The sequence below is a fragment of the Agromyces sp. NPDC004153 genome, from assembly GCF_053603635.1.
Window position 1 is genome coordinate 1,117,168 of sequence record NZ_JBSGFY010000002.1, and the last position, 23,999, is coordinate 1,141,166.

26 protein-coding genes are annotated in these 23,999 nt (G+C 70.4%); 11 read left to right on the forward strand and 15 right to left on the reverse strand.

The features are described from left to right. The first annotated feature begins 12 nt into the window (after positions 1-12). On the forward strand, positions 13-2,370 hold the full coding sequence (locus ACWEOH_RS19165; protein ID WP_452033685.1) for an arylsulfatase: 2,358 nt from the start codon (positions 13-15) through the stop codon (positions 2,368-2,370). A 142-nt stretch (positions 2,371-2,512) separates the two neighbouring features. After that, complete coding sequence (locus tag ACWEOH_RS19170) at positions 2,513-3,733, forward strand: HupE/UreJ family protein (protein WP_452033687.1); 1,221 nt, start codon at positions 2,513-2,515, stop codon at positions 3,731-3,733. Between the two features lie 58 nt (positions 3,734-3,791). On the opposite strand, the gene ACWEOH_RS19175 is transcribed toward ACWEOH_RS19170, so the two are convergent. After that, positions 3,792-4,496 carry a hypothetical protein gene (locus ACWEOH_RS19175; RefSeq protein ID WP_452033689.1) on the reverse strand — a complete coding sequence of 235 codons (705 nt, stop codon included), beginning with the start codon at positions 4,494-4,496 and terminating at the stop codon, positions 3,792-3,794. A 156-nt stretch (positions 4,497-4,652) separates the two neighbouring features. Between ACWEOH_RS19175 and ACWEOH_RS19180 the strand changes: the two genes are divergently transcribed. Then, positions 4,653-6,230, forward strand: a complete 1,578-nt coding sequence (locus tag ACWEOH_RS19180) for a metallophosphoesterase (protein ID WP_452033691.1) — start codon at positions 4,653-4,655, stop codon at positions 6,228-6,230. A gap of 107 nt (positions 6,231-6,337) precedes the next feature. Continuing rightward, the gene (locus tag ACWEOH_RS19185) at positions 6,338-7,444 is read left to right on the forward strand and encodes a WxL protein peptidoglycan domain-containing protein (RefSeq protein WP_452033693.1); all 1,107 of its coding nucleotides are present in this window, start codon (positions 6,338-6,340) and stop codon (positions 7,442-7,444) included. Positions 7,445-7,503: 59 nt separating this feature from the next. Here ACWEOH_RS19185 and ACWEOH_RS19190 read toward each other — a convergent pair whose 3' ends face one another. Further along, positions 7,504-7,893, reverse strand: a complete 390-nt coding sequence (locus tag ACWEOH_RS19190; RefSeq protein WP_452033695.1) for an SHOCT domain-containing protein — start codon at positions 7,891-7,893, stop codon at positions 7,504-7,506. 146 nt (positions 7,894-8,039) lie between these two features. Further along, the gene (locus ACWEOH_RS19195) at positions 8,040-8,438 is read right to left on the reverse strand and encodes a TM2 domain-containing protein (RefSeq protein WP_452033697.1); all 399 of its coding nucleotides are present in this window, start codon (positions 8,436-8,438) and stop codon (positions 8,040-8,042) included. Positions 8,439-8,600: 162 nt separating this feature from the next. Between ACWEOH_RS19195 and ACWEOH_RS19200 the strand changes: the two genes are divergently transcribed. Together ACWEOH_RS19200 and ACWEOH_RS19205 are read left to right on the forward strand one after the other, a co-directional pair. Beyond that, a complete protein-coding gene (locus ACWEOH_RS19200) occupies positions 8,601-9,137 on the forward strand; it encodes a flavodoxin family protein (protein ID WP_452033699.1) in 537 nt (178 codons plus the stop codon). A gap of 21 nt (positions 9,138-9,158) precedes the next feature. Next, positions 9,159-10,166, forward strand: coding sequence for a zinc-dependent alcohol dehydrogenase family protein (locus ACWEOH_RS19205; RefSeq protein WP_452033922.1), 1,008 nt, complete (start codon positions 9,159-9,161; stop codon positions 10,164-10,166). Positions 10,167-10,175: 9 nt separating this feature from the next. On the opposite strand, the gene ACWEOH_RS19210 is transcribed toward ACWEOH_RS19205, so the two are convergent. The 3 genes from ACWEOH_RS19210 to ACWEOH_RS19220 form a co-directional block, all read right to left on the reverse strand. Beyond that, the gene (locus ACWEOH_RS19210; protein WP_452033700.1) at positions 10,176-11,012 is read right to left on the reverse strand and encodes a universal stress protein; all 837 of its coding nucleotides are present in this window, start codon (positions 11,010-11,012) and stop codon (positions 10,176-10,178) included. Between the two features lie 62 nt (positions 11,013-11,074). Then, entirely contained in the window at positions 11,075-11,713 is a 639-nt protein-coding gene (locus tag ACWEOH_RS19215; RefSeq protein ID WP_452033702.1) for a response regulator, read from the reverse strand. Continuing rightward, entirely contained in the window at positions 11,710-13,452 is a 1,743-nt protein-coding gene (locus ACWEOH_RS19220; RefSeq protein ID WP_452033704.1) for a sensor histidine kinase, read from the reverse strand. The genes ACWEOH_RS19215 and ACWEOH_RS19220 overlap by 4 nt, the downstream gene beginning before the upstream one ends. Positions 13,453-13,626: 174 nt before the next feature. On the opposite strand from ACWEOH_RS19220, the gene ACWEOH_RS19225 reads away from it, so the two are divergent. Together ACWEOH_RS19225 and ACWEOH_RS19230 are read left to right on the forward strand one after the other, a co-directional pair. Beyond that, positions 13,627-14,430 carry a universal stress protein gene (locus tag ACWEOH_RS19225; RefSeq protein WP_452033706.1) on the forward strand — a complete coding sequence of 268 codons (804 nt, stop codon included), beginning with the start codon at positions 13,627-13,629 and terminating at the stop codon, positions 14,428-14,430. Between the two features lie 70 nt (positions 14,431-14,500). Further along, complete coding sequence (locus ACWEOH_RS19230) at positions 14,501-14,710, forward strand: hypothetical protein (protein WP_452033708.1); 210 nt, start codon at positions 14,501-14,503, stop codon at positions 14,708-14,710. A 102-nt stretch (positions 14,711-14,812) separates the two neighbouring features. Here the strand turns inward: ACWEOH_RS19230 and ACWEOH_RS19235 are convergent, their stop codons facing one another. Then, positions 14,813-15,088: a hypothetical protein gene (locus ACWEOH_RS19235; protein WP_452033710.1), complete on the reverse strand. Its 276-nt coding sequence runs from the start codon at positions 15,086-15,088 to the stop codon at positions 14,813-14,815. Positions 15,089-15,281: 193 nt separating this feature from the next. On the opposite strand from ACWEOH_RS19235, the gene ACWEOH_RS19240 reads away from it, so the two are divergent. Next, on the forward strand, positions 15,282-16,106 hold the full coding sequence (locus tag ACWEOH_RS19240) for an alpha/beta hydrolase (protein WP_452033712.1): 825 nt from the start codon (positions 15,282-15,284) through the stop codon (positions 16,104-16,106). Positions 16,107-16,142: 36 nt separating this feature from the next. On the opposite strand, the gene ACWEOH_RS19245 is transcribed toward ACWEOH_RS19240, so the two are convergent. The 4 genes from ACWEOH_RS19245 to ACWEOH_RS19260 all read right to left on the reverse strand — a co-directional run bounded on the left by ACWEOH_RS19245 (position 16,143) and on the right by ACWEOH_RS19260 (position 18,334). Then, positions 16,143-16,547 carry a nuclear transport factor 2 family protein gene (locus ACWEOH_RS19245; protein WP_452033714.1) on the reverse strand — a complete coding sequence of 135 codons (405 nt, stop codon included), beginning with the start codon at positions 16,545-16,547 and terminating at the stop codon, positions 16,143-16,145. A 216-nt stretch (positions 16,548-16,763) separates the two neighbouring features. After that, a complete protein-coding gene (locus ACWEOH_RS19250) occupies positions 16,764-17,375 on the reverse strand; it encodes a DUF305 domain-containing protein (RefSeq protein WP_452033716.1) in 612 nt (203 codons plus the stop codon). A gap of 89 nt (positions 17,376-17,464) precedes the next feature. Continuing rightward, positions 17,465-17,941, reverse strand: coding sequence for a DUF6153 family protein (locus ACWEOH_RS19255; protein ID WP_452033718.1), 477 nt, complete (start codon positions 17,939-17,941; stop codon positions 17,465-17,467). A 75-nt stretch (positions 17,942-18,016) separates the two neighbouring features. Next, a complete protein-coding gene (locus tag ACWEOH_RS19260) occupies positions 18,017-18,334 on the reverse strand; it encodes a metal-sensitive transcriptional regulator (protein WP_452033720.1) in 318 nt (105 codons plus the stop codon). Between the two features lie 221 nt (positions 18,335-18,555). Between ACWEOH_RS19260 and ACWEOH_RS19265 the strand changes: the two genes are divergently transcribed. Both ACWEOH_RS19265 and ACWEOH_RS19270 read left to right on the forward strand, forming a co-directional pair. Then, positions 18,556-18,777, forward strand: a complete 222-nt coding sequence (locus ACWEOH_RS19265; RefSeq protein WP_452033722.1) for a heavy-metal-associated domain-containing protein — start codon at positions 18,556-18,558, stop codon at positions 18,775-18,777. Beyond that, entirely contained in the window at positions 18,774-21,077 is a 2,304-nt protein-coding gene (locus tag ACWEOH_RS19270; protein WP_452033724.1) for a heavy metal translocating P-type ATPase, read from the forward strand. The genes ACWEOH_RS19265 and ACWEOH_RS19270 overlap by 4 nt, the downstream gene beginning before the upstream one ends. A 168-nt stretch (positions 21,078-21,245) precedes the next feature. On the opposite strand, the gene ACWEOH_RS19275 is transcribed toward ACWEOH_RS19270, so the two are convergent. The 4 genes from ACWEOH_RS19275 to ACWEOH_RS19290 form a co-directional block, all read right to left on the reverse strand. Continuing rightward, positions 21,246-22,010: an ABC transporter permease gene (locus tag ACWEOH_RS19275; protein WP_452033725.1), complete on the reverse strand. Its 765-nt coding sequence runs from the start codon at positions 22,008-22,010 to the stop codon at positions 21,246-21,248. Beyond that, positions 22,007-22,810, reverse strand: a complete 804-nt coding sequence (locus tag ACWEOH_RS19280) for an ABC transporter ATP-binding protein (protein ID WP_452033727.1) — start codon at positions 22,808-22,810, stop codon at positions 22,007-22,009. Before ACWEOH_RS19280 ends, ACWEOH_RS19275 begins: the two co-directional genes overlap by 4 nt. Continuing rightward, entirely contained in the window at positions 22,807-23,361 is a 555-nt protein-coding gene (locus ACWEOH_RS19285) for a TetR family transcriptional regulator (RefSeq protein ID WP_452033729.1), read from the reverse strand. Before ACWEOH_RS19285 ends, ACWEOH_RS19280 begins: the two co-directional genes overlap by 4 nt. A gap of 104 nt (positions 23,362-23,465) precedes the next feature. Further along, positions 23,466-23,936: a hypothetical protein gene (locus ACWEOH_RS19290; RefSeq protein ID WP_452033731.1), complete on the reverse strand. Its 471-nt coding sequence runs from the start codon at positions 23,934-23,936 to the stop codon at positions 23,466-23,468. Positions 23,937-23,999 lie beyond the last annotated feature (63 nt).

Consider the following 23,999-nt stretch of genomic DNA (forward strand, 5'->3'; position numbering starts at 1 on the left):
GGCGGACGTGAGATGACGGATGAGACGCGCGATTCGGTGATCGGTTCGCCCCTGCCGCCGGCGAGGACCCTGCCGTTCCCGCCGGCGGCATCGGGCAGCATCGCCGGACGCACCATGCAGGAGTCCACGTACAGCCCGAACCCGCCCGAGCATCACCTGCCGGCCGACGCCCCGAACGTGCTCGTCATCCTGATCGACGATGTGGGGCCGGCGCTGCCGACGACGCTCGGCGGTGCCGTGCGCACGCCGACGCTCGACCGGGTGCGCGCGCGGGGCGTCGGCTACAACCGGTTCCACACGACGGCCATGTGCTCGCCGACGCGTGCGTCGCTCCTCACCGGCCGCAACCACCACCGAGTCGGCAACGGTCAGATCGCCGAGCTCGCCAACGACTGGGACGGCTACTCCGGCCACATCCCGAAGAGCAGCGCGACCGTGGCGGAGGTGCTCAGGCAGTACGGCTACGCCACGGGCGCCTGGGGAAAGTGGCACAACACTCCGGCCGAGGAGACCACGGTCGCCGGGCCGTTCGATCGCTGGCCGACCGGCTACGGGTTCGAGTACTTCTACGGGTTCCTCGCCGGCGAGGCATCCCAGTACGAGCCCAACCTCGTGCGCAACACCACGTCGGTGCTGCCGCCGAAGACGCCCGAGGAGGGCTACCACCTCAGTGAGGACATCGCCGACGACGCGATGGCCTGGCTGCGCAACCACAAGGCACTGAAGCCCGACCAGCCGTTCTTCATGTACTGGGCGACGGGCGCGCTGCACGGCCCGCACCACATCATGAAGGAATGGGCCGACCGGTACTCGGGTGCGTTCGACGACGGCTGGGACGCCTACCGCGAGCGCGCCCACGAGGGCGCCAAGGCCGCCGGGTGGATCCCCGCCGACGCGGAGCTCACCCCGCGGCCCGAGAGCCTCGCGGCGTGGGACGACATCCCCGAGCACCAGAAGCCGTTCCAGCGCCGCCTCATGGAGGTCGCTGCGGGCTTCGGCGAGCACGCCGACGTGCAGGCCGGCCGGCTCATCGACGAGCTCGAACGACTCGGCTACGGCGACGACACGATCATCGTCTACATCTGGGGCGACAACGGGTCGTCGGGCGAGGGCCAGAACGGCACCATCAGCGAACTGCTCGCGCAGAACATGATCCCGTCGACGGTCGACCAGCACATCGCGGCGCTCGAGGAGCTCGGCGGGCTCGACGCGCTCGGAACGCCGGCCACCGACAACCAGTACCACGCCGCCTGGGCATGGGCGGGCTCGTCGCCGTACCAGGGGATGAAGCTGCTCGCGTCGCACCTCGGGGGCACGCGCAACCCGATGTTCGTGCAGTGGAACGGTCGCATCGAGCCCGACCCGGTGCCGAGGACGCAGTTCCACCACGTCGTCGACGTCGTGCCGACGATCTACGAGATCATCGGCATCTCCCACCCTGACTCCGTCAACGGCATCCCGCAGGACCCGATCGACGGCATCAGCCTCGCGTACTCGATCGACGACGCGGATGCCGCGGGCCGCCGTCGCACGCAGTACTTCGAGATCATGGGCAGCCGTGCCGTCTACTCCGATGGGTGGATGGCGTCGGCGCTCGGCCCGCGCCTGCCGTGGGTGCCCGGCGCACCCCCCGGCATCGCGACGTGGACGCCCGACCAGGACCCGTGGGAGCTCTACGACCTCGACCACGACTGGAGCCAGGCCCGAGACCTCGCCGCTGAGCAACCCGAGAAGCTCGCCGAGCTGAAGGAGCTGTTCGCCATCGAGGCGGCACGGAATGACGCACTGCCCATCGGCGGCGGGCTCTGGGTGCCGGCGCTGCACCCCGAGGATCGGATCAGCCCGCCCTACACCGAGTGGGAACTGAGCGGTGACACCGTGCGCGTGCCCGAGTTCTGCGCGCCGGCGCTCGGCAACCGCCCGAACACCGTCACGATGCAGCTGCACCTCGGCGATCGCGCGAACGGCGTGCTCTACAAGCTCGGCGGCGCGGGCGGCGGGCTCACCTGCTTCCTCGCCGACGGCGTGCTCACCTACGAGTACAACCTCTTCCTCATCCAGCGAACGATCATCGCGTCGACGTCGCCGATCCCCGCGGGCGACGTCGCGATCGAGGTCGAGACGACGTACCTCGAACCCCGGCCGGGCGGTCCGTTGCGGGTCGTGCTCCGGGTGGACGGCACCGAGGTCGGCTCGGGCACGGTGCCCGTGAGCGCACCGCTGCTGTTCTCGGCGAACGACTGCCTCGACATCGGCCGCGCGTACGGCGGCGCCGTGTCGCGCCACTACGCCGAGCGCATGCCCTTCGCGTTCGACGGCCGCATCGACCGAGTGCACATCGCATACGCGGTGCCGCGGGCGGCGGGCTGAGGGCCTCCGCGCACGCCGAACCTGGGGACCGAGGCGGAATGCGGTTGCCCCACCGCACCGGCGCGGTTCGCCGGGTGTTCTTCACCCGGCCGGGTCCCGTTCAACCGCCTCGGCGAGCATCGGCGTGCCACGAAGGAGCCCGATGTCCCCCACCCCCGGCATTCGCCGTCATGCCGCCGCGTTCGCTCTCGCCGTCACGTCCCTCATCGCCGCATCGCTGATCTCGCTCTCCGCCTCCCCCGCCGACGCGCACGGCTTCTCGACCGTCGTCTACGCGAACGCCTCCTCGACGGGGAACGACGCGGTGCGCACCGAACTCGAACTCGAGTACGACCTGCTCGTCGTCTCGGTCGCGGATTACGAGGACGCACCGCAGGTCTTCGAGGACGGCATGGACGTGTTCCAGACGGGCGACGAGAAGTCGGCCCTCGACGCGCACGCCGACGAGATCGTCGACTACGTGACCGACCGCTTCGAGGTGAGCGCCGCCGGGCAGCCGTGCGTGCCCACCCGGGTCGGCGACCTCGACGTCGTCGAACGCCAGGGCGTGCCGTACGCGGTGCTCACGCTCGACCACGCCTGCGAGCCGGCCGCGGCGCACGAGTTCCGGAGCGCGCTGTTCCCCGACGAGGAGGCGTACGTGCAGGGCACCGTCGCGATCCTCGAGTACGACCTCGACGGACGCACGGGCAACGCCACGCTCGACCGCGAGTCGCCGGTCTTCAGCACCGAGCAGGCGCTCGCCGAGCGCCTGTCGCACTTCTTCGTGCTCGGCGCCGAGCACCTGCTCTACGGCATCGACCACATCCTCTTCCTGCTCGCCCTCATCGTGGGCTCGCGACGCCTCCGCGACGTGGTGCTGGCGGCGACGGCGTTCACGGCCGCGCACTCGGTGACGTTCATCCTCGCCGCCCTGGGCGTCGTCTCGGCGCCCGGCGAGATCGTCGAGCCGCTCATCGCGCTCTCGATCGCGGTCGTCGCCGTGTGGTACCTCTGGCGGGTCCGGCGCGAGCGCCGCGACCCGGCCGCGGGCCTGACGCCCGCGAGCCGGCGCGGCTTCGACCGGGCCGATTGGGCACGACTCGGGGTCGTGTTCGGCTTCGGGCTCATGCACGGACTCGGCTTCGCCGGCGCCCTGGGCATCGACGAGCCGTTCTCGTGGCCGCTGCTCCTGTCGCTGCTCGTCTTCAACGTCGGCATCGAGGCGGTGCAGGTCTCGATCGTCCTCGCCGTGTTCCCGCTGCTGCTCCTCCTGCGCGGACGCACGCCGCGGACCGGCCTCGCGGTGGGCGTGGCGATCGCCGCCGGCGTCGCCATCATGGGCCTCGTCTGGTTCGTGCAGCGCGTGCTCGGCATCGGGTGACGGATGCCGCGGGCGCAGGCCGTGCAGCTCCGCCGCGTCCCGCGGTGAGCAGGCCCCGTCAGCCGAGCTGCAGGACGACGCCCGTGACGTCGTGCAGCACGCTCGCGACCCCGAGTCGCACCGCGGCATCCGCCCGCTCGCTGGAGTAGGCCGTCTCGTCGTGCGTGTCGGCGGTGTCGGCGACCTCGCTGCCGCGTGATGCCGCTCCCGGCCAGATCGCGGCCGTGACGTTGCCCGTGGGCTCGGGCACCTGGGCGCCGACCACGAGGAACTGCCGGTCGAGGTGGCTCGCCGTGACGAGCGCGAGCGCATCGACGAGCGCCGGGCCCGTCGCGACGATGAGGTCGGGGTCGAGGTCCATCGCCTCGGTGATGCCGCCGACGGCGCCGTCGGGAGCGGAGACCTCGACCCGCTTGAGGCTGACGCGCTCCGCGGAGGCCCACTCGGACACGCCGCTCGCGAGCTGCGCGGTCGCCGGGTCGTACTCCGCCGTGAGCAGCACGACGCGATAGCCGGCCGGCGGATGCACCGCGTCCCAGGATCCGGGCTCGGGCGCGACCGTCGCCTCGGGCGACGGCGGCGCGGCGGGGTCGGTGAAGCCCGGTCCGAGCGCGCCGACCGGATCGACATCGGCTCGCGGCGCGGACCAGTCGTCGGATGTCGCGCACCCGCCAAGCGCGAGCGCGAGCACAGCGGATGCCGCGAACGCGACGACGACGGGACGGGAACGGGCACGACGGACGTCGCTCCTGCGGCTTGGCACACGACGTTTCTACCGCACGGAAATCGCTCTCCCTCGAGTGTTCGACATCACGCGCGACGTTGTTCCACCGCGGTTCACCGAGTCGTCAGGAGCCGGGACAAACGTGACCGTCGGCCGGTTGCGGCCACCACAACCCCCGAAAAGGAGTCATCTCCGATGAAGGCATTCCCGCGCACCGTCGGTGCGCAATTCCACCCCCTGCGGCGCCGCGCCGCGCTGGGAGCCGCCGCGGCGGCCGCGTGCACCGCGATGGTGCTCGGCGGCTTCGCCGTGGGCGCCGCCCAGGCCGCGGAGCCCGCCGCGATCGACGACATCATCCTCCTCACGGGGGCTGACGAGTCGCAGCGCGTCGTCAACTGGTACGCCTCGGCGTCGACGGCGCAGGTCGTGCAGGTCGCACCGACCAACGCGATCAAGAAGGGCGAGTTCCCGGCCGACGCCGCGGTCTTCCCGGCGGTCGTGAGCGCCAACACGGTCAACGGCGGCTTCAACGGCCACTCCGTGATCACCGGCCTCAGCGAGAACGTGAAGTACTCCTACCGCGTCGGCGGCGACGGCGGCTGGTCGGAGGCGTACGAGTTCGCGACCCGGAAGTTCGACGGCAACTTCGACTTCCTGTTCTTCGGCGACCCGCAGATCGGCTCGTCGGGCAACGTGCCGAAGGACCAGGCGGGCTGGGAGGACACCCTCGACGTCGCCGTGGGCGCGAACCCCGAGGCCGAGCTCCTCGTCTCGGGCGGCGACCAGGTCGAGACCGCGAACGTCGAGTCGCAGTGGACGGCGTTCCTCGCCCCCGAGCAGCTCCGCTCGGTGCCGTGGGTCGCGACGATCGGCAACCACGACGTCGGCGGCAAGGCCTACGAGCAGCACCTCTGGACGCCGAACACCGACCGCTCGCCCAAGCACTACCGCGGCAACCCGGCCGCGCAGTCGGGTGGCGACTACTGGTTCACCTACAAGGACGTGCTCTTCATCGACCTCAACAGCAACGCGTACACCACGAGCGCCGAGCCCGGGGTCGACGCTGACGAGGCGCACATCGGCTACATCAGCGACGTGATCGCGGAGCACGGCGACGAGGCGAAGTACACCGTGCTCGTGTACCACCACTCGATCTACTCGCCGGCCTCGCACGCGAACGACTCCGACAACCAGGAGCGTCGTCGGGACTTCCCGACCGCGTTCTCCGAGCTCGGCGTCGACCTCGTGCTCCAGGGACACGACCACTCGTACTCGCGCAGCTACCTGATCCGCAACGGCGAGAAGGCGAACCCCGACGAGCAGCCGGGTGCCGACAGCGTGTTCCAGGGCCCGGGCGGCGTCGTCTACGTCACGGCGAACTCCGCCTCGGGTTCGAAGTACTACGACCTCACCGCGCCGCGCGTCGGCTCGGACTTCGGTCCCGACCCGCTCAACCCCGAGAGCCACTGGGCCAACTCGGTCGAGAACCAGGAGCACGTGCGCAGCTACGTGAAGGTGTCGGTGCGCGACGAGCACCTCCAGGTAGAGAACATCCGCAGCGGCACGTGCGAGGCGCCCAACGCGGCCGTCGAGCTCGGCCAGGAGAGCTGGTGCGGTCCTGACGAGGGTGCGAGCCCGGCGCAGCCGGTCGGCTCGATCGTCGATCAGGTCGTCATCCACGCGTACGACGAGGCCGACGCGCAGCGCGGTGGCTCCACGGCCCCGGCCGTCACCACGCAGCAGGACGACGTGACGGTCACCACGATCGACTGACCGTCCCGACGCAACCGGGTGGGTGGGTGCCGCGGCGCCCACCCACCCGCACGGTTCATCCGGACCCCGACTCGCACCGCCACGCACACGACAGGACCTCCGACACCATGACCGACTCCGCACCTCGAGCCCGGCACCCGCGACCCGCCCGCCTCGGCCTTCGCACCGCGCGCGTCGCCGCACGCACTGCCGCGGCCGGGCTCGCCGCCGCGATCGCGGCCGGCGCGCTCGTCGTCACGTCCACCACCGGACCCGCGACGGCCGGTCCGGCTGCCGCCGAGTCCGGACCCGCGGTCGCCGCACTCGGCGCCGAGTCCGACGCGGCCTGGGACGTCTCGACCGTCGACGGACCGTACGGAGCGGGTCGCCCGAACTACGACTACTCGATCGAGCCAGGCGATCGCATCGACGACCGGCTGCTCGTCACGAACACGGGCGACGCCCGCATCGACGTCCGGCTCTACGCGGCCGACGCGTTCACGACCGACGCCGGACAGCTCGACCTGCGAACGAGCGGCCACGAGCCGATCGGCGTGGGGGCCTGGCTCTCGCTGCCCGCCACCGAGGTGGCCCTCGAGGCCGGCGAGTCCGCCGAGGTCCCCTTCGCGATCACGGTGCCCGAGGACGCTCGCGGGGAGTACATCGGCGGCATCGTCACGACCGTCCCCGAGGCATCCGCCGACCCGGGCGTCGAGCATCGAGCGGCCGTCCGCGTCCGCCTCCACGTGGGCGGCACCTTCCATCCCCGCATGTCCGTCGAGGACGTGCGCGTCGACTACGCCCCCGCGCTCCTCGGCCCGGGGCGGGCGACGGTGACCTACACGGTCCGGAACACCGGCGACACGGTGCTTTCCGCCGAGCAATCGGTCGCGCTCAGCGGGCCCTTCGGTCTCAGCCCTCGCACGGCGAACGACGTCGGCAACACCCCCGAGCTGCTTCCCGGCGAGTCGTGGAGCATGTCGGTGCCCGTCGACGACGTCGCCCAGGTGGGCACGCTGTCGGTCGCCGTGACGGCGGTCCCGCTCTACACCGATCCCGCCGGATCGACCGGTCCACTCGACGCCGTCGGCTCGAGCGGGCTCGGCTGGGCCATCCCGTGGATCCCGCTGCTCGTCGCGCTCGCCCTCGCGGCCGGCGCGGTCGTGCTCGTCCTGCGGTGGCGTCGCGCCAGCCGATCCGCCTCGCCCGAGGATCAGCCCGCGGCCTCCGAGTAGTCGCCACACGCGGATCGGCGGCGGTCGAGCATGTCGACCGCCGCCGCCGCCCCGTCAGCTCAGCTGCTCAGCGCCTTGGCCTTGAGCTGTTCGTACTCGGCCTGCGAGATCGCGCCCGAGTCGAGCAGCTGCTTGGCGTTCGCGATCTCGGATGCCGCGGAGGTTCCGCCGCTGCCGGCGACGCTCCGGATGTAGTCGTCGTTCGCCGCCTGCATCTGACGCATCTCTCCCGCTCGCCGCTCGGCCATGGAGCCGCCGCGGGCGATGAGGTACACCAGCGCGGCCAGGAACGGCAGGAACACGAGGAAGATCACCCAGCCGGCCTTGGCCCAGCCGTTCAGCGACTTGTCGCGGAAGATGTCGATGAAGATCGTGATGAAGATCCAGATGCACGCGATCGCGATGTAGATCCAGAAGAGCCAGACGAGGAAATCCCAGAGACTGTTCATCGTCGTACCTTTCGTCCCTCGGCGTCATCCGTCACGCCGAACCTGCCCCGACGCTAGACCCCGCCCGAATTGCTTCGCAACACCCCCGAACGGATGACCTCCACCGCACCTTCCTGCGGTCGCATCCGTGCCCACTCCACCGCTCGTCACTGCCCCTGCCACCACGGCAGCATGGGCCCGAACTGCTCGGGCACGTACACGAAGACGCGTGAGACGGCGCTCGTGAGGATCCAGAGCCCGAAACCGGCCGCGGTGATGATCCAGGCGACCATCCTGTGCTGCTCGAAGTCCGGCAGGAGGCGGCCCTCCTTGTCGCGCTGCACGCCGGCGAGCGTCAGGATCAGGTCGATCAGCCACCAGACCCCGAACCCTCCGAGCGTCAGGAGCTTCACGATCCCGGTGCCGACCTTCCCGAGGTAGAAGCGATCGACCCCGAGGAATCCGAGCAGCCAGGAGAACATCCAGGTCGCGATGAACGATCGGTCGGACACCGCGGCCTGCTGCTGGACCGGTTCGCTCGGCGTCGTAGCGGGATACGTGGACATGGTTGCCTCCTCGTCGCCCACAGTCTCCGGTCGCCCGTCGTCCGTCCGTCGGGTCGAAGGTCCCGCGGGCACGGCGAGGAGCTCATCGCGCACGTCGCGGGACCTTCGCCCCGGCGTCGCCGACCCGATGCCGGAAGGCTGAGTCGTGGAAGGGAGATCACCATGACCGCGCTCGTCATCTACGAGTCGATGTTCGGGAACACGCATCGCATCGCCGAGGCGATCGGCGAGGGCCTGTCGGACTTCACCCAGGTCCGGGTCGCGCCCGCGGCATCCGCTTCGCATCAGTCCGTCGACCTGGTCGTCGTCGGCGCCCCCACGCACGCCCATTCGCTGCCTCGGGCAGCCTCGAGGGCGGATGCCGCGAAGTGGGCCGCCGACCCCGAGAAGCACCTCACGCTCGAGCCGGGCGCGGCCGAGGCGGGCGTGCGCGAGTGGGTCGATGCGGTCGAGGACGCCCCAGGCGCGTGGGCCGCCTACGGGACTCGCGTCGACATCCCCCGGATCTTCTCCGGCGATGCCGCCGCGGGGATCGAGCGCCGGCTGCGGCGCCAGTGGCCGCGCCCTGCGGTCGAGGCCGAGTGCTTCCTCGTCACGACCGACAACACCCTCGTCGAGGGCGAACTCGAGCGCGCCCGCGAATGGGGCGGGAGCCTGGGCAGGACCGTCTTCGCCATGCAGGCCTCCACGTCGGGCTGAACAGGCGCCGCCGTGGTCGCGATGCGTGCGTGGCGGACGGGCACGTCGTCGGGCGAACTCCGACTGGTGGAGACGCCCGTGCCCGAACCCGGGCCCGGCGAGGTCCTGGTCCGGGTCATCGCCTGCGGCATATGCCGGACCGACCTGCACGTGGTCGACCAGGAGATCCCCGTGCATCGGCGCCAGGTCATCCCCGGGCACCAGGTGGTCGGCAGGGTCGATCAGCTCGGCACAGGCGTCGATGATCTCGCGATCGGGGCGCTCGTCGGCGTCGCCTGGCTGCACCGCACCTGCGGCGAATGCGAGTGGTGCCGCTCGGGAGCCGAGAACCTGTGCCCGCGATCGGAGTACACGGGCTGGGATGTCGACGGCGGATTCGCGGAGTACCTCACCGCACCCGCCGCGTACGCCTACCGCCTGGCCGACGATGCCGATCCGGTCTCGACCGCGCCGCTGCTGTGCGCCGGGATCATCGGGTTCCGCGCGCTGAGCCGGGCGAACCTGCCACCCGGAGGCCGCCTCGGACTCTACGGATTCGGCTCCAGCGCCCACCTCGTCGCGCAGATCGCCCGTGCGGCCGGCGCGCGGGTGTTCGTGATGACCCGCGGCGAGCAGAACCGCGCACTCGCCCGGGAGTTGGGGGCCGAGTTCGTCGGCGACGCGACGGCGACGCCCCCTCAGCCGCTCGACGCCGCGATCGTCTTCGCCCCGGCGGGTGAACTCGTGCCGGTCGCGCTCGGCGCGACGCGCAGCGGCGGCACGGTGGTGCTGGCGGGCATCGAGATGACCGATGTCCCCTCGATGTCCTACGAGGCCTCGCTCTTCCGGGAGCGCGACCTCCGCACGGTCACGGCCAACACCCGTGACGACGGTCGGCGGCTCCTGGACCTCGCGAGGAACCTCGGGCTCCGCCCGACCACCACGCCTGTGCCGTTCGACTCGCTCGCGACGGCGATCGACGCGATCAGGGAGGGGCGGTCCAGCGGCTCCCTCGTCCTGCTCGTCGACGACTCGGGAGGGCGCACATGACCCGTGCGCTCACGCCCCCGGCGTGATGATCATGATGGGCGCGGGCGGTTCCACGAGGAGGTCGTGGCTGACCGAACCGAGGAAGAACCGCGTGAACGCCCCGGCGCCGTGGCTCGCCACGACCACGAGCTGCGCCGTGCGGCCGACCTCGCGCAGCACCTCGGACGCGCGGCCGACCTCGAGCCGGCCGGTGGGCTTCGCGCCGAGGCCGCGGGCGTATTCCACGGCCTCGTCGAGCAGGTCGCGATGGATCCCCTCGAGCGTGTCGACGTCCGAGCCGTATCCCGACAGGGCCGTGTCCCATTGGGCCGGCACCTGCCACGCATGCACGATCTCGAGCGGCGCGCCGAGACGTTCGGCCTCGCCCGCCGCGGCCTCCACGGCGGCGAGCGACGCCTGCGAGCCGTCGACCCCCGCGACCATGGCCACCCGCCGCTCGGTCGCCGGGGACTCGGGGATCACCGCCACGGCTCCCCCGTCGTGGCGGCCCGCCAGGCGGGACCCGACGGTCCACCTGGTCGTCCGGCGGTGGTCCGGGCCGCCGACCACGACGAGCGCGTCGGGGGCGAGTCGCTCCCCGAGCGCGTCGATCGCCGAGCCGTGCACGGTCTCCGTCTCCACGCGGAGGCCCGGATGCGACGTGCTGAGGCGCTCCGCGGCATCCATCAACCTCGACCGTTCCGCCGAACGCTCACCGGAGGCCCGGAGGTACTCGTTGCCGGTCGGCTTGCCCCCGATGGCGTGGATGAGCGTGAGCGTCGCGTCTCCGGAGTGCTCGGCGGCCCAGTCCGCCGCCCGCTCCGACCCCGTCGTGCCGTCCCAGCCTGCGATGACCTTGGTGAACATGTGATCAGGATGGCGTCGAGCGTGGCCCCGACGTGGGTCCAAAGTCACACGGCCGTCGCCCGTCACCCCGGTGGTTCGCGGCGCTCGAGCTCGTAGACCGCCGCCTGCGTGCGCCGCTCGAGGCCCAGCTTCCTGAGCAACCCCGAGACGTAGTTCTTCACGGTCTTCTCCGCGAGTCCGAGGCGCTCGCCGATCTGCCGGTTGGTGAGCCCCTCGGCGATGAGCGCCAGCACCTGCCGCTCCCTGAGCTGCAGGGAGCCGAACCGGGGATCGTCGCGATCGTCCGACTCCGCCCGCTCCGCGAGGTGACGGGTGGCCGCGGGGTGCAGCAGCGAGCGACCGGATGCCACGGCCCGGATGTCCTCGAGCAGGCGCGAGCCCGAGACGTTCTTCAGCACGTATCCCGACGCTCCCGCGAGCACGGCGGACATGGTCGCCTCGTCGTCGTCGTACGCCGTGAGCATGAGGCAGCGCACCTCGGGATGCCGCGAGCGGACCTCGCGGCAGAGCTCCACGCCGTCGCCGTCGGGCAGTCGCACGTCGAGCACGGCGACGTCGGGGCGCGTCGCCGCGATGCGGGGCAGCGCGTGCATGACGTCGCCCGCCTCGCCGACGACCTCGAGGTCGGGCTCGCGATCGAGGAGCTCGGCGATGCCGCGACGGACGATCTCGTGGTCGTCGACGAGGAAGATGCGCGTCACAGGGGTCCTCCGATGGCATCGGGGTCGGTCTCGGAGCGAGCGCCGGGCGAGGGGACGCGCCATTCGACCTCGGTCATCCCGGGGGCGGAGTCGATGCGCAGGGTGCCCCCGCGACGCTCCGCTCGGATCCGGAGGTTGTCCAACCCGCTCCGCCTGCCCTGCTCGGGGATGCCGACGCCGTCGTCGTCGACCACGACTCGAACCCAGGTGGGGTCGACCGTCACGGAGATGCGGATCTGGTCGGCGTCGGAGTGACGGGCCGCGTTCGTCAGGAGCTCCCGGACGACCGCTGCGACGTCGTCGCCGAGGGATCCGTCGATGACGAGGTCGACCGGGCCCGAGAAACTCACCGGCACGGGATGCGGGAATCCCGACGACCCCTCCGCCACCAGGTCGAGGATCCGGTGCCGCACCGATCGCTTCGGCCCGCGCGGTCGCAGGGCGAAGATGATCGTGCGGATCTGCGCGATCGCATCGTCGAGCGTCGAGATGGCTCCCTGCAGGCGAGCCGCGGCATCCGGTTGCGCATCGCCGGCGAGCGACTGCAGTTCGAGCCCCGCGCCGAACAGCTGCTGGATGACGTGGTCGTGGAGATCGCGGGCGATCCGGGACCGGTCCTCGCTGAGCTCTTCGCGCTGCCGCTGCTCACGGGCCTCGGCGAGCTCGATGGCGAGGCCGACGCGGATCGCGAGGTCGCCGGCGATTTCGAGCTCGGCCGGGGTGAACGACGCTCGGCCAGGTTCGCGGGCGAGCGCGACCACGGCCCAGACGTTGTTCGCGTGGGTGAGCGGCACCGTCATGACCGGGCCCGCGGCCCCGTCGCGGACGATCGCGAGCACGTCGACGGCGGAGGCGTCGCGGCTGCCGGGGACGACGCGCGCATCGCCCGACTCGAAACTCAGCCCGGCGGCGGTGTCCATCGACGACAGGGCACGACCGGCCAGGTCGTCGGCGCCCCAGCCCCGCGCCTCCGCGACCCGCAGCGTCAGCGGCTCGGCGCCCGCGAGGAGGATGCACAGGCGGTCGGTCGTCGACCTGGCGGCGAGCTCATCGGCGAGCAGCGGCAGCGCGGCCGTGCTGGCGGTGTCGAGCAGCGCGGACGCGATCTGCGCCGAGGCCGCCGTCCACTGCTGGCGCAGCAACGTCTCGTCGTAGAGCCGCGCGTTCGCGATCGCGAACCCCGCGGTCGCGGCGAGCGCGGAGACGAGCTCCTCGTCGGCATGGCTGAACTCGCCCGTCCGCGGTTCGGTGAGGTAGAGGTTCCCGTAGACCTCGTCGCGCACGCGCACCGGGACGCCGAGGAACCCCTCCATGCGCGGATGTCCCACCGGGAAGCCGACCGAACGAGGATCGTCGCTGAGGTGCCGCAGGCGGATGGGCCTCGGATCGTCGATCAGGGCCCCCAGGATGCCGCGTCCCTCGGGCAGGTGGCCGATCTCCGCCACCTCCTCCTCGGGGATCCCGACGTGGATGAACGCCTCGAGCCCGCCGTGCTCGGCGATGACGCCCAGCGCGCCGTACTTCGCGTCCACCAGCTCGACGGCCGCCTGCACGATGCGCTCGAGGACGACGGGAAGCTCGAGCGGTTCGACGACGGCCTGGGTGGCCCGCAGGAGGGACCGCAACCGATCCTGCGAGTGCACGACCTCGCCGGCGCGCTCGACGAGCTCGTGCAGGGCACGATCGAGCTCGGACCCCGGGTCTCCGGGGAGGGAGCCGGGGGTCCGCTGACCGGGCATGGCACCTCCGGGACGACTTGAGCGCAGGCTACCACCGGGCCGGTCGGGTCGGCAGCCGAGCGGGGGACCAAAGGCCCGACGCCTGAGCCGGGCGGGCGCGAGCATGGCCGCATGCCGTCCTCGTGAATCGCCGCGGGCGACGACGGAAGCGACAGGAGCCGGGAGGCGGGGCCGATGGATCCGACGATTCTCGTGGGCATCGACGGCTCGGTCGCGAGCCGCGCCGCCATCGCGTGGGCGATCGTCCGCGCCGGCGACCTGGGTGCCGAGGTGTACCTGATGAACGTGGTCGACGACGAGTGGGGCACGATCAGCGATCGCGACCTGCGCGAGCTGCGCAGCGACGCCGAACGCCTCGCCGCCCGTGAGCTGGCGTTCGCCCGCCAGGCGACCGACGGGGTGCCGGTCTCCGCGGGCATCGACGTCGGCGGCCCGATGATCGAGCTCGCGACGTCGGCCTCGGCGTACGAGTCCGTCGTCATCGGCTCGCACAAGACCGGCTCCTTCCACGGGCACGCGCTGGGGGCTCGCGGCCTCCAGCTGGCGGCGATGTCACCGGTCCCGGTCGCGGTCGTCACCGCGTCGGCCGGCAACGGGCGGAGCGGCGTGGTCGTCGGCGCGGGCAACGCACCCGGTTGGGTCGGAGCCGTGCGCTTCGCGATCCAGGAAGCGGCTCGCCTCGGCCAGCCGCTCATCGTGATCCGGTCGGACCGCGACCTCCCGTTCGACGACGGTTCGCTGTCGAGGCTCACGGATGCGGCCGGCGAGGCGTCCACGGTCGACGTCGTGCTCCGGCGCTCCACCGCTCCTGCCGGGCAGGCGCTCGCCGATGCTTCGGGGCGCGCGGTCCTCACCGTCAGCGGTCGTCCGACCGAGCCGGGAGCTCGCGGCTTCCGCCCACTCGGGCGGACGAACAGCGAGCTGCTCCTGAACGCCGGCGGACCGGTCGTCATCGTGCCGCACACGACCGCTGAGTGAGCACGACCGCGCGCAACGCCACGGGACGTTCGACCCAACGGATGCCGCAAGCATCCGCGAACCTCGGAACATGCCAGTCGAGCCCATCACGATCCACCGCCGCATCCCGCGCTCGTCCGATGCCGGCACGCGGACGGCGTCGCCACTGACGCTGACGATCTCACCGCTCGATGGAACGGTGACCATCTCGCGAGCACCCGGTCGGGTCCGCGATGGCATCCCGGCGAGCGGACCGGTCTGCGTCCGCGTGACCATCCGCAACGTCACCGCGCACGCCTAGGGGCACGACCTCTCGCACTGAGCACCGTCGCGAGCCGACGCCCTGCCGCAGGACCTCCGGGACGCCGAGCTCGCGTCGACCGACGCTCACCCCACCTTCAGCTCACCAGTCGGAGCCGTCGCCGAGGCGCACCTGGCTGAGGAAGACGTCGGTGATCAGGTCGTCGAGATCCTCGCGGGAGCCGAGCAGCCGCGGCGCGCCGTCCGCACCCGGCGGCGCGAACGCCTCCCACCGACCCTCCTCGTGGAACACGGATCCCAGGAACACGCCGTCGAGATCGCCGTCGCCCACCCGGATGACGTAGCCGACATCGTCGGAGAGCGGAAACGCCGTGACGGTGAGCGCATCCTCCGCGGAGTAGATCCGTGGTGAAGCCATGAGGTCACCCGCCAAGCGGGTCGGTGCCCGCACGCTCGGCCATGCGTGCATTCTCGACGCGGTCGGCGTCGGCGGCAATCATTCGTCGGTGAACGACCCGTGAACTCTTCCGGATGGCTCTGACGGAGAGCTGCTCTCTTCCCGGGTGGGCTTCGAAGGGGTAGACAGGGTCCGACGAGCGAAGGAGAGCGTCATGTCCGATCCCACCTCAGACACAGCCCCGAACACGATCGTGCTGATCCACGGATTCTGGGTCACACCTCGGAGTTGGGAACACTGGAAGAGCCATTACGAAGGCAAGGGATACACCGTCCTCACGCCGACATATCCCGGGTTCGAGGTTGAAGTCGAGGCGCTGCGTGCGGACCCGACACCCATCGAGAACCTCGAAGTCTCCGAGATCATCACCATGCTCGAGGAGTTGATCGGCAAGCTCGACCGTCCACCGATCATCATCGGGCATTCGGCCGGTGGGGCGTTCACGCAGATCCTGCTCGACCACGGTTACGGGGCGGCCGGTGTGGCGATCAACTCCGCCCCCACCGAAGGCGTGAAGATCATCCCGTTCTCCGAGATCAAGTCCTCGTTCCCGGTCTTGAAGAACCCGGCGAACCGGCACCGGGCAGTCGGCCTGACTCCCGAGCAGTGGTACGAGATCTTCGCGAACACGTTCAGCGAAGCAGATTCGCAAGCCCTTTACGATCGGTACCACATCCCGGCCTCCGGGAAGGTCTTCTGGGGTAGCGCACTCGCCAACATCCACCCGGGGAAGGACGACACCTACGTCGACTACGAAAACGACGCGCGGGCGCCGCTGCTGTTCATCTCAGGGAGGCAGGATCCGCTCTTCCCCCCGAAGGTCGGTCACTCGAACGTCAAGCACTACAAGTCGAACACCACGACCGAGATCGTCGAGTACGACGGCCCGCACCTGCTTCCCGCGGTACCTGAATGGGAGCAGATCGCCGACTTCGCGCTCGATTGGGCAGTGCGGCATGCGAAGCCCGCACCAGCCTGAATCGGTGGGAATTCCGTCTCAGAGGAGTTGAAGGTCTCAGTCCCAGGTGACCGAGTCGGCAGGAGTGGCGGAGCGCCACGGCGCCCTCCACTCGGGAGCCTCCCAGCCTTCCATGATGTAGATGCGCTCGTGGACGACGAGGTCGTCTGAGTCGAGTTCCATGAGGTTGACCGTGTACATGGGTGGACCGCCGTCATAGCTGATGAAGAGTTCGGCGACGACGAGATCTCCGTAACGGTTGAGGCGCCGCATCTTGAATGCGACGTCTGCTGGATACTTGCGTCGCCACTCGCGGAAGTTCTCAACACCCTCGTAGCGCTCACCACCCTGAGGGAACTCGAGGACCGCGTCCTCGGCATAGATTTCGTGGGCGATGTCCTCGTCCTTGCCGGAGTACTGCCAGTGGCGCTCCAGCTGCGCTCTCAATCGCGAGTCGAGCATTCGGCCTCCTCGTTGCGCCGAGTTCTCGGAGAATTCCTGTCTCGTGGTTCAACCAGTCGTGGTTGGGCCTTCACTCGGTATCTTCCCGATTCCGACGGGGCGCGACAACCCTTGCTCCATGCATGCCGCCCGTCTCTTCGAGCACGGGCGCGGCTCCTCGTCATGGTGCGGTCCCGGGACGGGGGCCGCGGGATGCGCGACCCCCGCCGACGGGTCTCAGAGCTCGGTGAGCAGCTGCTCCATCGTCGCGATCTCGGCGGTCTGCCCGTCGATGATCTGCTCTGCCAGCTCGATCACGTCCGGGTGCTGACCGTTCTCGACTTCGGACTCGGCCATGTCGATGGCGCCCTGGTGGTGGACGATCATCTGCTCGAGGAAGAGGCGTGCGGCGTCGTTCCCGGTGGCCGCCTCGAGTTCGGCCATGTCCTGATCGGACATCATGCCGTCGCCATGGCCCATGCCATCCATGCCGTCGCCGGACATCGTCGGGATGCCCCAGTCCTCGAGCCAGCCGTTCATCTGCTCGATCTCGGGGCCTTGGGCGTCCTTGATCTGCTGCGCCAGGTCGAGCACGCGCGGGTCGACGCCGTCCTCGCCCAGGATCAGGTCGGACATCTCGATCGCCTGCTCGTGGTGGGGGATCATCATCTCCACGAACATCTGGTCGCTCATGTTCGCTTCAGTCGGGTCGCCGCCGGGCGACACCGGGGATGCACTGTGATCCATCCCGGGCATCGGGTTGGTGCCTGGGCCGGTCGTCGGGGCACAGCCCGCGAGCAGGGTGGCGACGAACGCCGCGGAGGCGAGGGTGAACGTGCGAGTCTTCATCAGGGGTCCTTCGTTTCAGTCGTGAGTGGGAGATTCGTCGCCCGGGCAGGGCGAAGTGACCGTGCGGGTTGATCCCGCCGATCGCCGAATCAGGTCCGACTGATCGAGAGGACGTGCAATGACGGCGGACGTGACGGCGCAACCGCTTGAAGGATCCGGGCGGCCGCGATCCGGGTCGCCTCGAGGGTGGCCGGCCACGCTCGCGATACGGGTGGCAGCAGCAGCAGGATCGCGCCGACGAGTGCGAGCACGCAGGCGGCCATCAGCATCGAGTGGGTGGGCATCCCGGCCGGCATCTCGCATTCGCCGTCACAGGGTTCCCCACTGACCGTGTGCCGCGGCGAGAAGTGGGTTGCCTGTTTCCCCGGATCTGCATGCCCGCGAGCGACGGGGTGATGCGCGTGTTCCGAGATGGTCACGGGTCCGGCGACCGCGTGGTCGCTTCCGGAGGCGCTGATGACATGCATGGCCAACAGCCCTGCGATCAGGGCGACGGCAACGGCGAGCGACACGAGCAGGCGTGTGGCGTTGAGCTCGGTGCGCACGAACGCGCGGATTCCCGCCATCGCCTCAACTCCTCCGTCCCCGCACAGCCTAGTACCCCCACTGGGTACCCGGTCACGTACCTGGTGCCTCGTCCTTCAGGACCGCACGAGGCGTGCGATGGCCGCAGACGCCTCCTTCAGCTTCTGCTCGGCTTCCTCACCGCCCTCTTCGGCTGCGACGAGCACGCAGTGCGTGAGGTGGTCGTTCAGCAGCCCGAGCGCGACCGCCTCGAGTGCGCTGGTCATCGCGGAGACCTGGGTCAGGATGTCGATGCAGTACTTCTCGTCGGAGACCATGTTCTGCAGCCCACGGGCCTGCCCTTCGATGCGCTTGAGTCGGCGGAGGTACTCACCCTTGTCGCTGATGTATCCGTGCGTCGCGTGATCCGTGCGCATCCGGCTCGCCTCATCCATGCGGGATTCCATTCGATCGACAGTTTGACTGTGTACCCCTGAGGGGTATATTGAATGGTACCCGTCCGGGGTATTTGAGACAAGGGGAACCCTGCATGTGCGACAGCAATGGCAACCACGAGATCTGCACCTGCGACACCGCGTCGAGCGGTACGCACGAGCACTCGCATGACCACTCCGGGCACACGCATTCCGGCAGCGACCACGGTCATTCCCCGGCCGTGACGACCGTATACGGCGTCGAGGGCATGACCTGCTCGCACTGCGTCGCCAGCGTTACCGAGGAGCTCGGCCGACTCGAGGGCGTGAGCAACGTGGACATCGACCTGGTCGCCGGAGGGATCTCTTACGTCAGGGTCGGCAGTTCTCGTGCGCTCGCCGACGCCGAGGTCGCCGCCGCAGTCGACGAGGCCGGCTACGAGCTCGCGACCCTGCCTCGATGAGCACGCGGCAGGTCGACCTCGATGTGGGCGGGATGACCTGCGCCTCGTGCGCGGCCCGCATCGAGAAGAAGCTCAATCGGATGCCCGGCGTGGAGGCCACGGTCAACTACGCCACCGAGCGGGCGAGCATCGCCCTCCCCGAAGGCACGAGCGTCGACGATGCGATCGCGACCATCGAGGCGACCGGGTACACCGCCGAGCTGCCCGCTCCGCCCCCGACATCCGATGACACGGAGGCCGGGGAACGAGATGGAATGAGCGCGGAGGTCGCGTCGCTGCGTCACCGGCTGATCGTCTCGACGGCGCTCACCGTGCCGGTCGTGGCGATGTCGATGATCCCTATGCTGCAGTTCACGAACTGGCAGTGGCTCGCACTCACCCTCGCCGCGCCCGTGGCGGTGTGGGGAGCGTGGCCGTTCCATCGAGCAGCGTGGGTCAACCTTCGCCACGGCGCCGCCACGATGGACACCCTGATCAGCGTCGGTGTCCTCGCCGCATTCGGCTGGTCGCTGTACGCATTGTTCTTCGGCATGGCGGGCATGCCCGGCATGACGATGAGCTTCGCCGTGATCACTGCGCCGGGACAGGGGACCGACGAGATCTACCTCGAGGTCGCCGCCGCCGTCACCGTGTTCATCCTGGCGGGCAGGTACTTCGAGGCCCGGGCGAAGACGCGTTCGAGCGCAGCGATCACTGCCCTGCTGGAGATGGGCGCGAAGGAGGCATCCGTCATCCGCGACGGCGCCGAAGTACGCGTCCCGGCATCGACGCTCGTCGTCGGCGACCTGTTCGTCGTCCGCCCCGGGGAGAAGATCGCCACCGACGGCATCGTCGTCGAAGGCAGTTCTGCGGTCGACGCCGGCATGCTCACCGGTGAGTCCGTTCCCGTCGAGGTCGGGCCCGGCGACGATGTCATCGGCGCGACCATGAACGCGGGAGGGCGACTGACGGTGCGCGCCACTCGCGTCGGCGCGGACACCGAGCTCGCCGTCATGGCCCGTCTCGTCGAGCAGGCGCAGACCGGCAAGGCAGAGGTGCAGCGGTTGGCGGACCGCGTATCCGCCGTGTTCGTCCCCATCGTCATCGCGCTCGCACTCGGCACGCTCGTCGTGTGGCTCCTCATCGGGGCCGGGCCCGAAGTGGCCTTCACGGCGGCAGTGGCAACGCTCATCATCGCCTGCCCCTGTGCCCTCGGCTTGGCCACGCCGACCGCGCTGCTCGTCGGCACAGGCCGCGGCGCGCAACTGGGCATCCTCATCAAGGGACCGCAGATCCTCGAGTCGACCCGACGAGTGGACACAATCCTGCTCGACAAGACCGGCACGGTGACCACGGGCAGGATGTCACTCACGGACGTGGTCGCCGCAGACCCGGAGGATGAGGCGGAGGTGCTGCGTCTCGCCGGAGCGGCTGAGGCCGGGTCGGAGCATCCGATCGCAGCGGCCATCGTCGCCGAGGCACGCACGCGTCTCGGCGAGCTGCCGCGACTCGAGTCGTTCGTGTCGGAGCGGGGCGTCGGCGTGCAGGCGGTGGTCGATGGGCATCTCGTGGTCGTCGGACGGCCCGCGTGGCTGACGAGCAGTTGGGGCATCACCGTGCCGGAAGACCTCGCCGCGGCGAGTCACGAACTCGAAGGGCTCGGCCGGACGGCCGTCACCGTCGCCTGGGACGGCCGGGCTCGCGGAGTCGTCGCCGTCTCCGACACCGTGAAGTCGACCTCCGCCGAGGCGGTCGTGGAGATGAAGCGACTCGGACTCACGCCCGTCCTGTTGACAGGCGACAACCAGCGGGCCGCGCGTGCAGTGGCGGCAGAGGTGGGGATCGACGAGATCTACGCCGAGGTACGTCCTGCCGAGAAGGCGAGCGTCGTGTCGGAGCTGCAGTCCCGCGGCCGCGTGGTCGCGATGGTCGGCGATGGGGTGAACGACGCGGTCGCGCTTGCGACCGCAGACCTCGGCATCGCGATGGGCACCGGCACGGATGTCGCCATCGAGGCGAGCGACCTCACCCTGGTCCGCAGCGACCTGATCGCTGTCGTGGACGCCATCCGGCTTTCCCGGCGCACGCTCGCGACGATCAAGGGGAACCTCTTCTGGGCATTCGGGTACAACGTGGCGGCGATCCCGGTGGCGATGCTCGGCATGCTGAACCCGCTCGTCGCGGGCGCGGCGATGGCGTTGTCGTCGGTGTTCGTCGTGAGCAACAGCCTGCGGCTGCGTTCGTTCCGGGGTGTCTCCGACGGTGTTCCTGCCGCGAAGGCAACCGCCGTGGAGCGGGAGACGGTGCGACTCTGCCGCTGAGTCGCCCGTGCGGCTTCACCCATCCCAATCCGAGCAGGTCCTGCATCTCCTCGCGAGAGCCGGCGCTCCTGACGTGCACGGGAACAGCCTTGGCCGGTCGACGCGGCCTCGCCACGCCGTCGCTGACTCATGCGTCCAACTGAGCTCGGGTCGGATCGCAACGCGATCTCAGCGCACCCGGGCTCGCGCCCACCATGCGATCGTGCCGACGCCGCAGGCGGTGCCGAGCGCAAGAAGCAGCAGAACCTGCGGCCAGGCGACGGCGGCGGCAGCATCCGGGCCGGCGATGCCGGCGAGCAGCGAGGACACGGCGGGCGGCATCCAGGCGTCCAGGCCGAACGCGATCCCGAGCTGGGTGACCACGACGATGCCGATCAGCACGCCGAATCCCGCGGTCGTGCTGCGGGCCGCGCTGGTCGCGAGCGCGATGACGGGCAGGATCGCGAGCGTGAGCAGCGTGACGGCCGTGAAGGTCCACGCGGCGGGTGCGAGTCCTGCGGCACCCTCGAGCCCCAGGAGCGCTCCCGCGCCGAGCGTCGCGGCGAGGTCGAGCACCGTCACGATCGCGCCCCATGCGAGCACCATCACGAGACGCGCGGCGGCGATCGAGCGGCGCGGCACCGCCCTCGCGAAGAGCGTCGGGAAAAGGCCGTCGTCGAGTTCGCGGCCGAACCACCACGCCACGAGGATGCCGCCCGCGAGCGGCAGCGCGACCGACGAGATCTGCGCGGATGCCTCGATGAACGACGACCACGTGCGCTCGACGCCGAACGCCTCGATCTTCGCACCACTCAGCCCCTCTGCTCCGGTCGAGGGTGCGAGCAGCAGCAGGAGTACGACCGCCGGTGGGCCGAAGGCAGCGATGCCGCCGCTGACTCGGACGACCATCGCTCGGCGGAACATCACCCACGCGATCCACAGGGCCGCGCTCATGCTCCACGTCCCTCGCGACTGACATCGCCGCTGCGGCGGGACTGGACGGATTCGGGTGCACCCTCGGCGTCGGCATCGGACGCCTCATCGGCGGCGAGCACGAGCTCGAAGAACGCGTGCTCGAGGTCGACGCTCCCGGGCTGCAGCGCGCCGACGACGCGTCCGGCGTGCAGCACGGTGATTCGGTGGGCCACCCGAGCCACCTCATCGAAGTGGTGGCTCGACACGAGGATGCCGCAGCCGCGCGCCGCGGCATCCTGCAGCATCGACCGCACGAGCACCATGCCCGACGGGTCGAGCGTGTTCGCCGGCTCATCGAGCACGAGCAGGTCGGGATCGCCGAGCAACGCGCCGGCGAGTGCGACCCGCTGCCGGTTGCCCGACGAGAGCGTGTGAGTTCGACGATCCGCCCAGGCGTCGAGACGAAGCGACGAGATCGCGTCGGACGACGCGACCGCTGCATCAGCGCGGCCGAGGCCGCGCAGCCGCGCGATGACGAGCACGTTCTCCCGTGCCGTGAGCTCAGCGTACGGAACCGGCGCCTCCACGAGATGGCCCACTCGCGCCCAGGCGTTGCACTCGCCATGTCGCAACGGGTCGCCGAGGACCTCGACCTCGCCCGTGTCGGGCGACTGCATGCCGAGCGCGATCCGCATCAGCGTCGACTTGCCCGCACCGTTGAGTCCGACGATCGCGTGGATCTCCCCCGGCGCCACGTCGAGGTGCACGCCGTCGACCGCCCGGATGGTACCGAACCGCTTCGACACGCCACGCAGTGCCAGTGCCTGCGGACCGCTCACGATGCCCCCTCGAGGACGCCGAGCGCGAGTCGCACGCGAGCACCGAGCGGCCCGGCCGACTCATCAAGACCCCAGCCGAAGAGCGCAGCCGTGATCGCGGCCAGGCATGCGGCGGCGGCGATGCGCGCCACGGTCGGGTCGGTGCCGGCCTCGACGAGGGCATCCGCCACCGCCCGCTCGGTGACCTCGTTGGCCACCGCGGTCCGGGCCTTGAGTCGAGGGGTCGCCGCCGCGAGCCGCACGCGCAGCCGGGTCTCGGTCATGTCGGGCTCGTCGAGCGAATCCCACGCCGCCGCGAGCCCGCGCGCGGCTCGCGTGAGGGCCGGGAGTTCGGCCGGCTGCTCCGCGATCGCACCCGCGATCAACGGGTCGTACGGATCACCGACGATGAGGTCCTCCTTCACGGCGAAGTGCCGGAAGGCCGTCATCTCCGTCACCCCCGCCGCGGCGGCGACCTCTGCGACGGTCACGTCGTCGAAGCCGCGCTGCGACATCAACCGCAGCGCTGCGGCCTGGAGCGCTGCGTGCGTGCGCTCGTACCGCGAAGCCATTCCCTAATGTTAGTCACTAACTCAAGCGTCGCTCAAGTGAGAGTTCGGCGACGCCCGCGCTGACGGCGCCCTCCGCATGTCGGGCGCCGTCAGCGTGGGTGTCGTCAATGCGACGCCGGCACGGGGATCACGGGGCACTCGAAGGATGCCGCGGCATCGCCGATGACGAGATCGCCGGCGGTCGCCGCCGCCCAGACCTCCTCATCGGAGTCGAGCACGCCGTCGTGGTCGAGGTCACCCGAGGTGAGCGCCGCGTCGTAGCCGTTCGGCAGGCTCACCGGGTGCACCTGCCACCGCCCACCGCGGTAGCCCGGGTCGCCGGGCGCCGCCGTGGCGACATTGACCTGTGTGCCCTCGGGGAACGCATAGATCGGCTGGTACGAGCTCGCGGGCGCGCCCGTACCGGTGAGGTCCGTCGGCGTTCCCACGGTGCGGTACTGCACACCGTCGACGTAGAAGCCGGGGCCGCTGACGCCTGCGGCCTGCGCCGCCGACGCTCCGAGGAGCACGGTGCCGACGCCGAACAGAGCGACGATGACGGCGCCGATCGCCGGTCTGATTCGAGTGGATTCCATTTCTGCTCATCTCCTTCGCCGCCGATTCCGGCGGCCTTCCAGCAGTGAAACTCAGCCACAAGG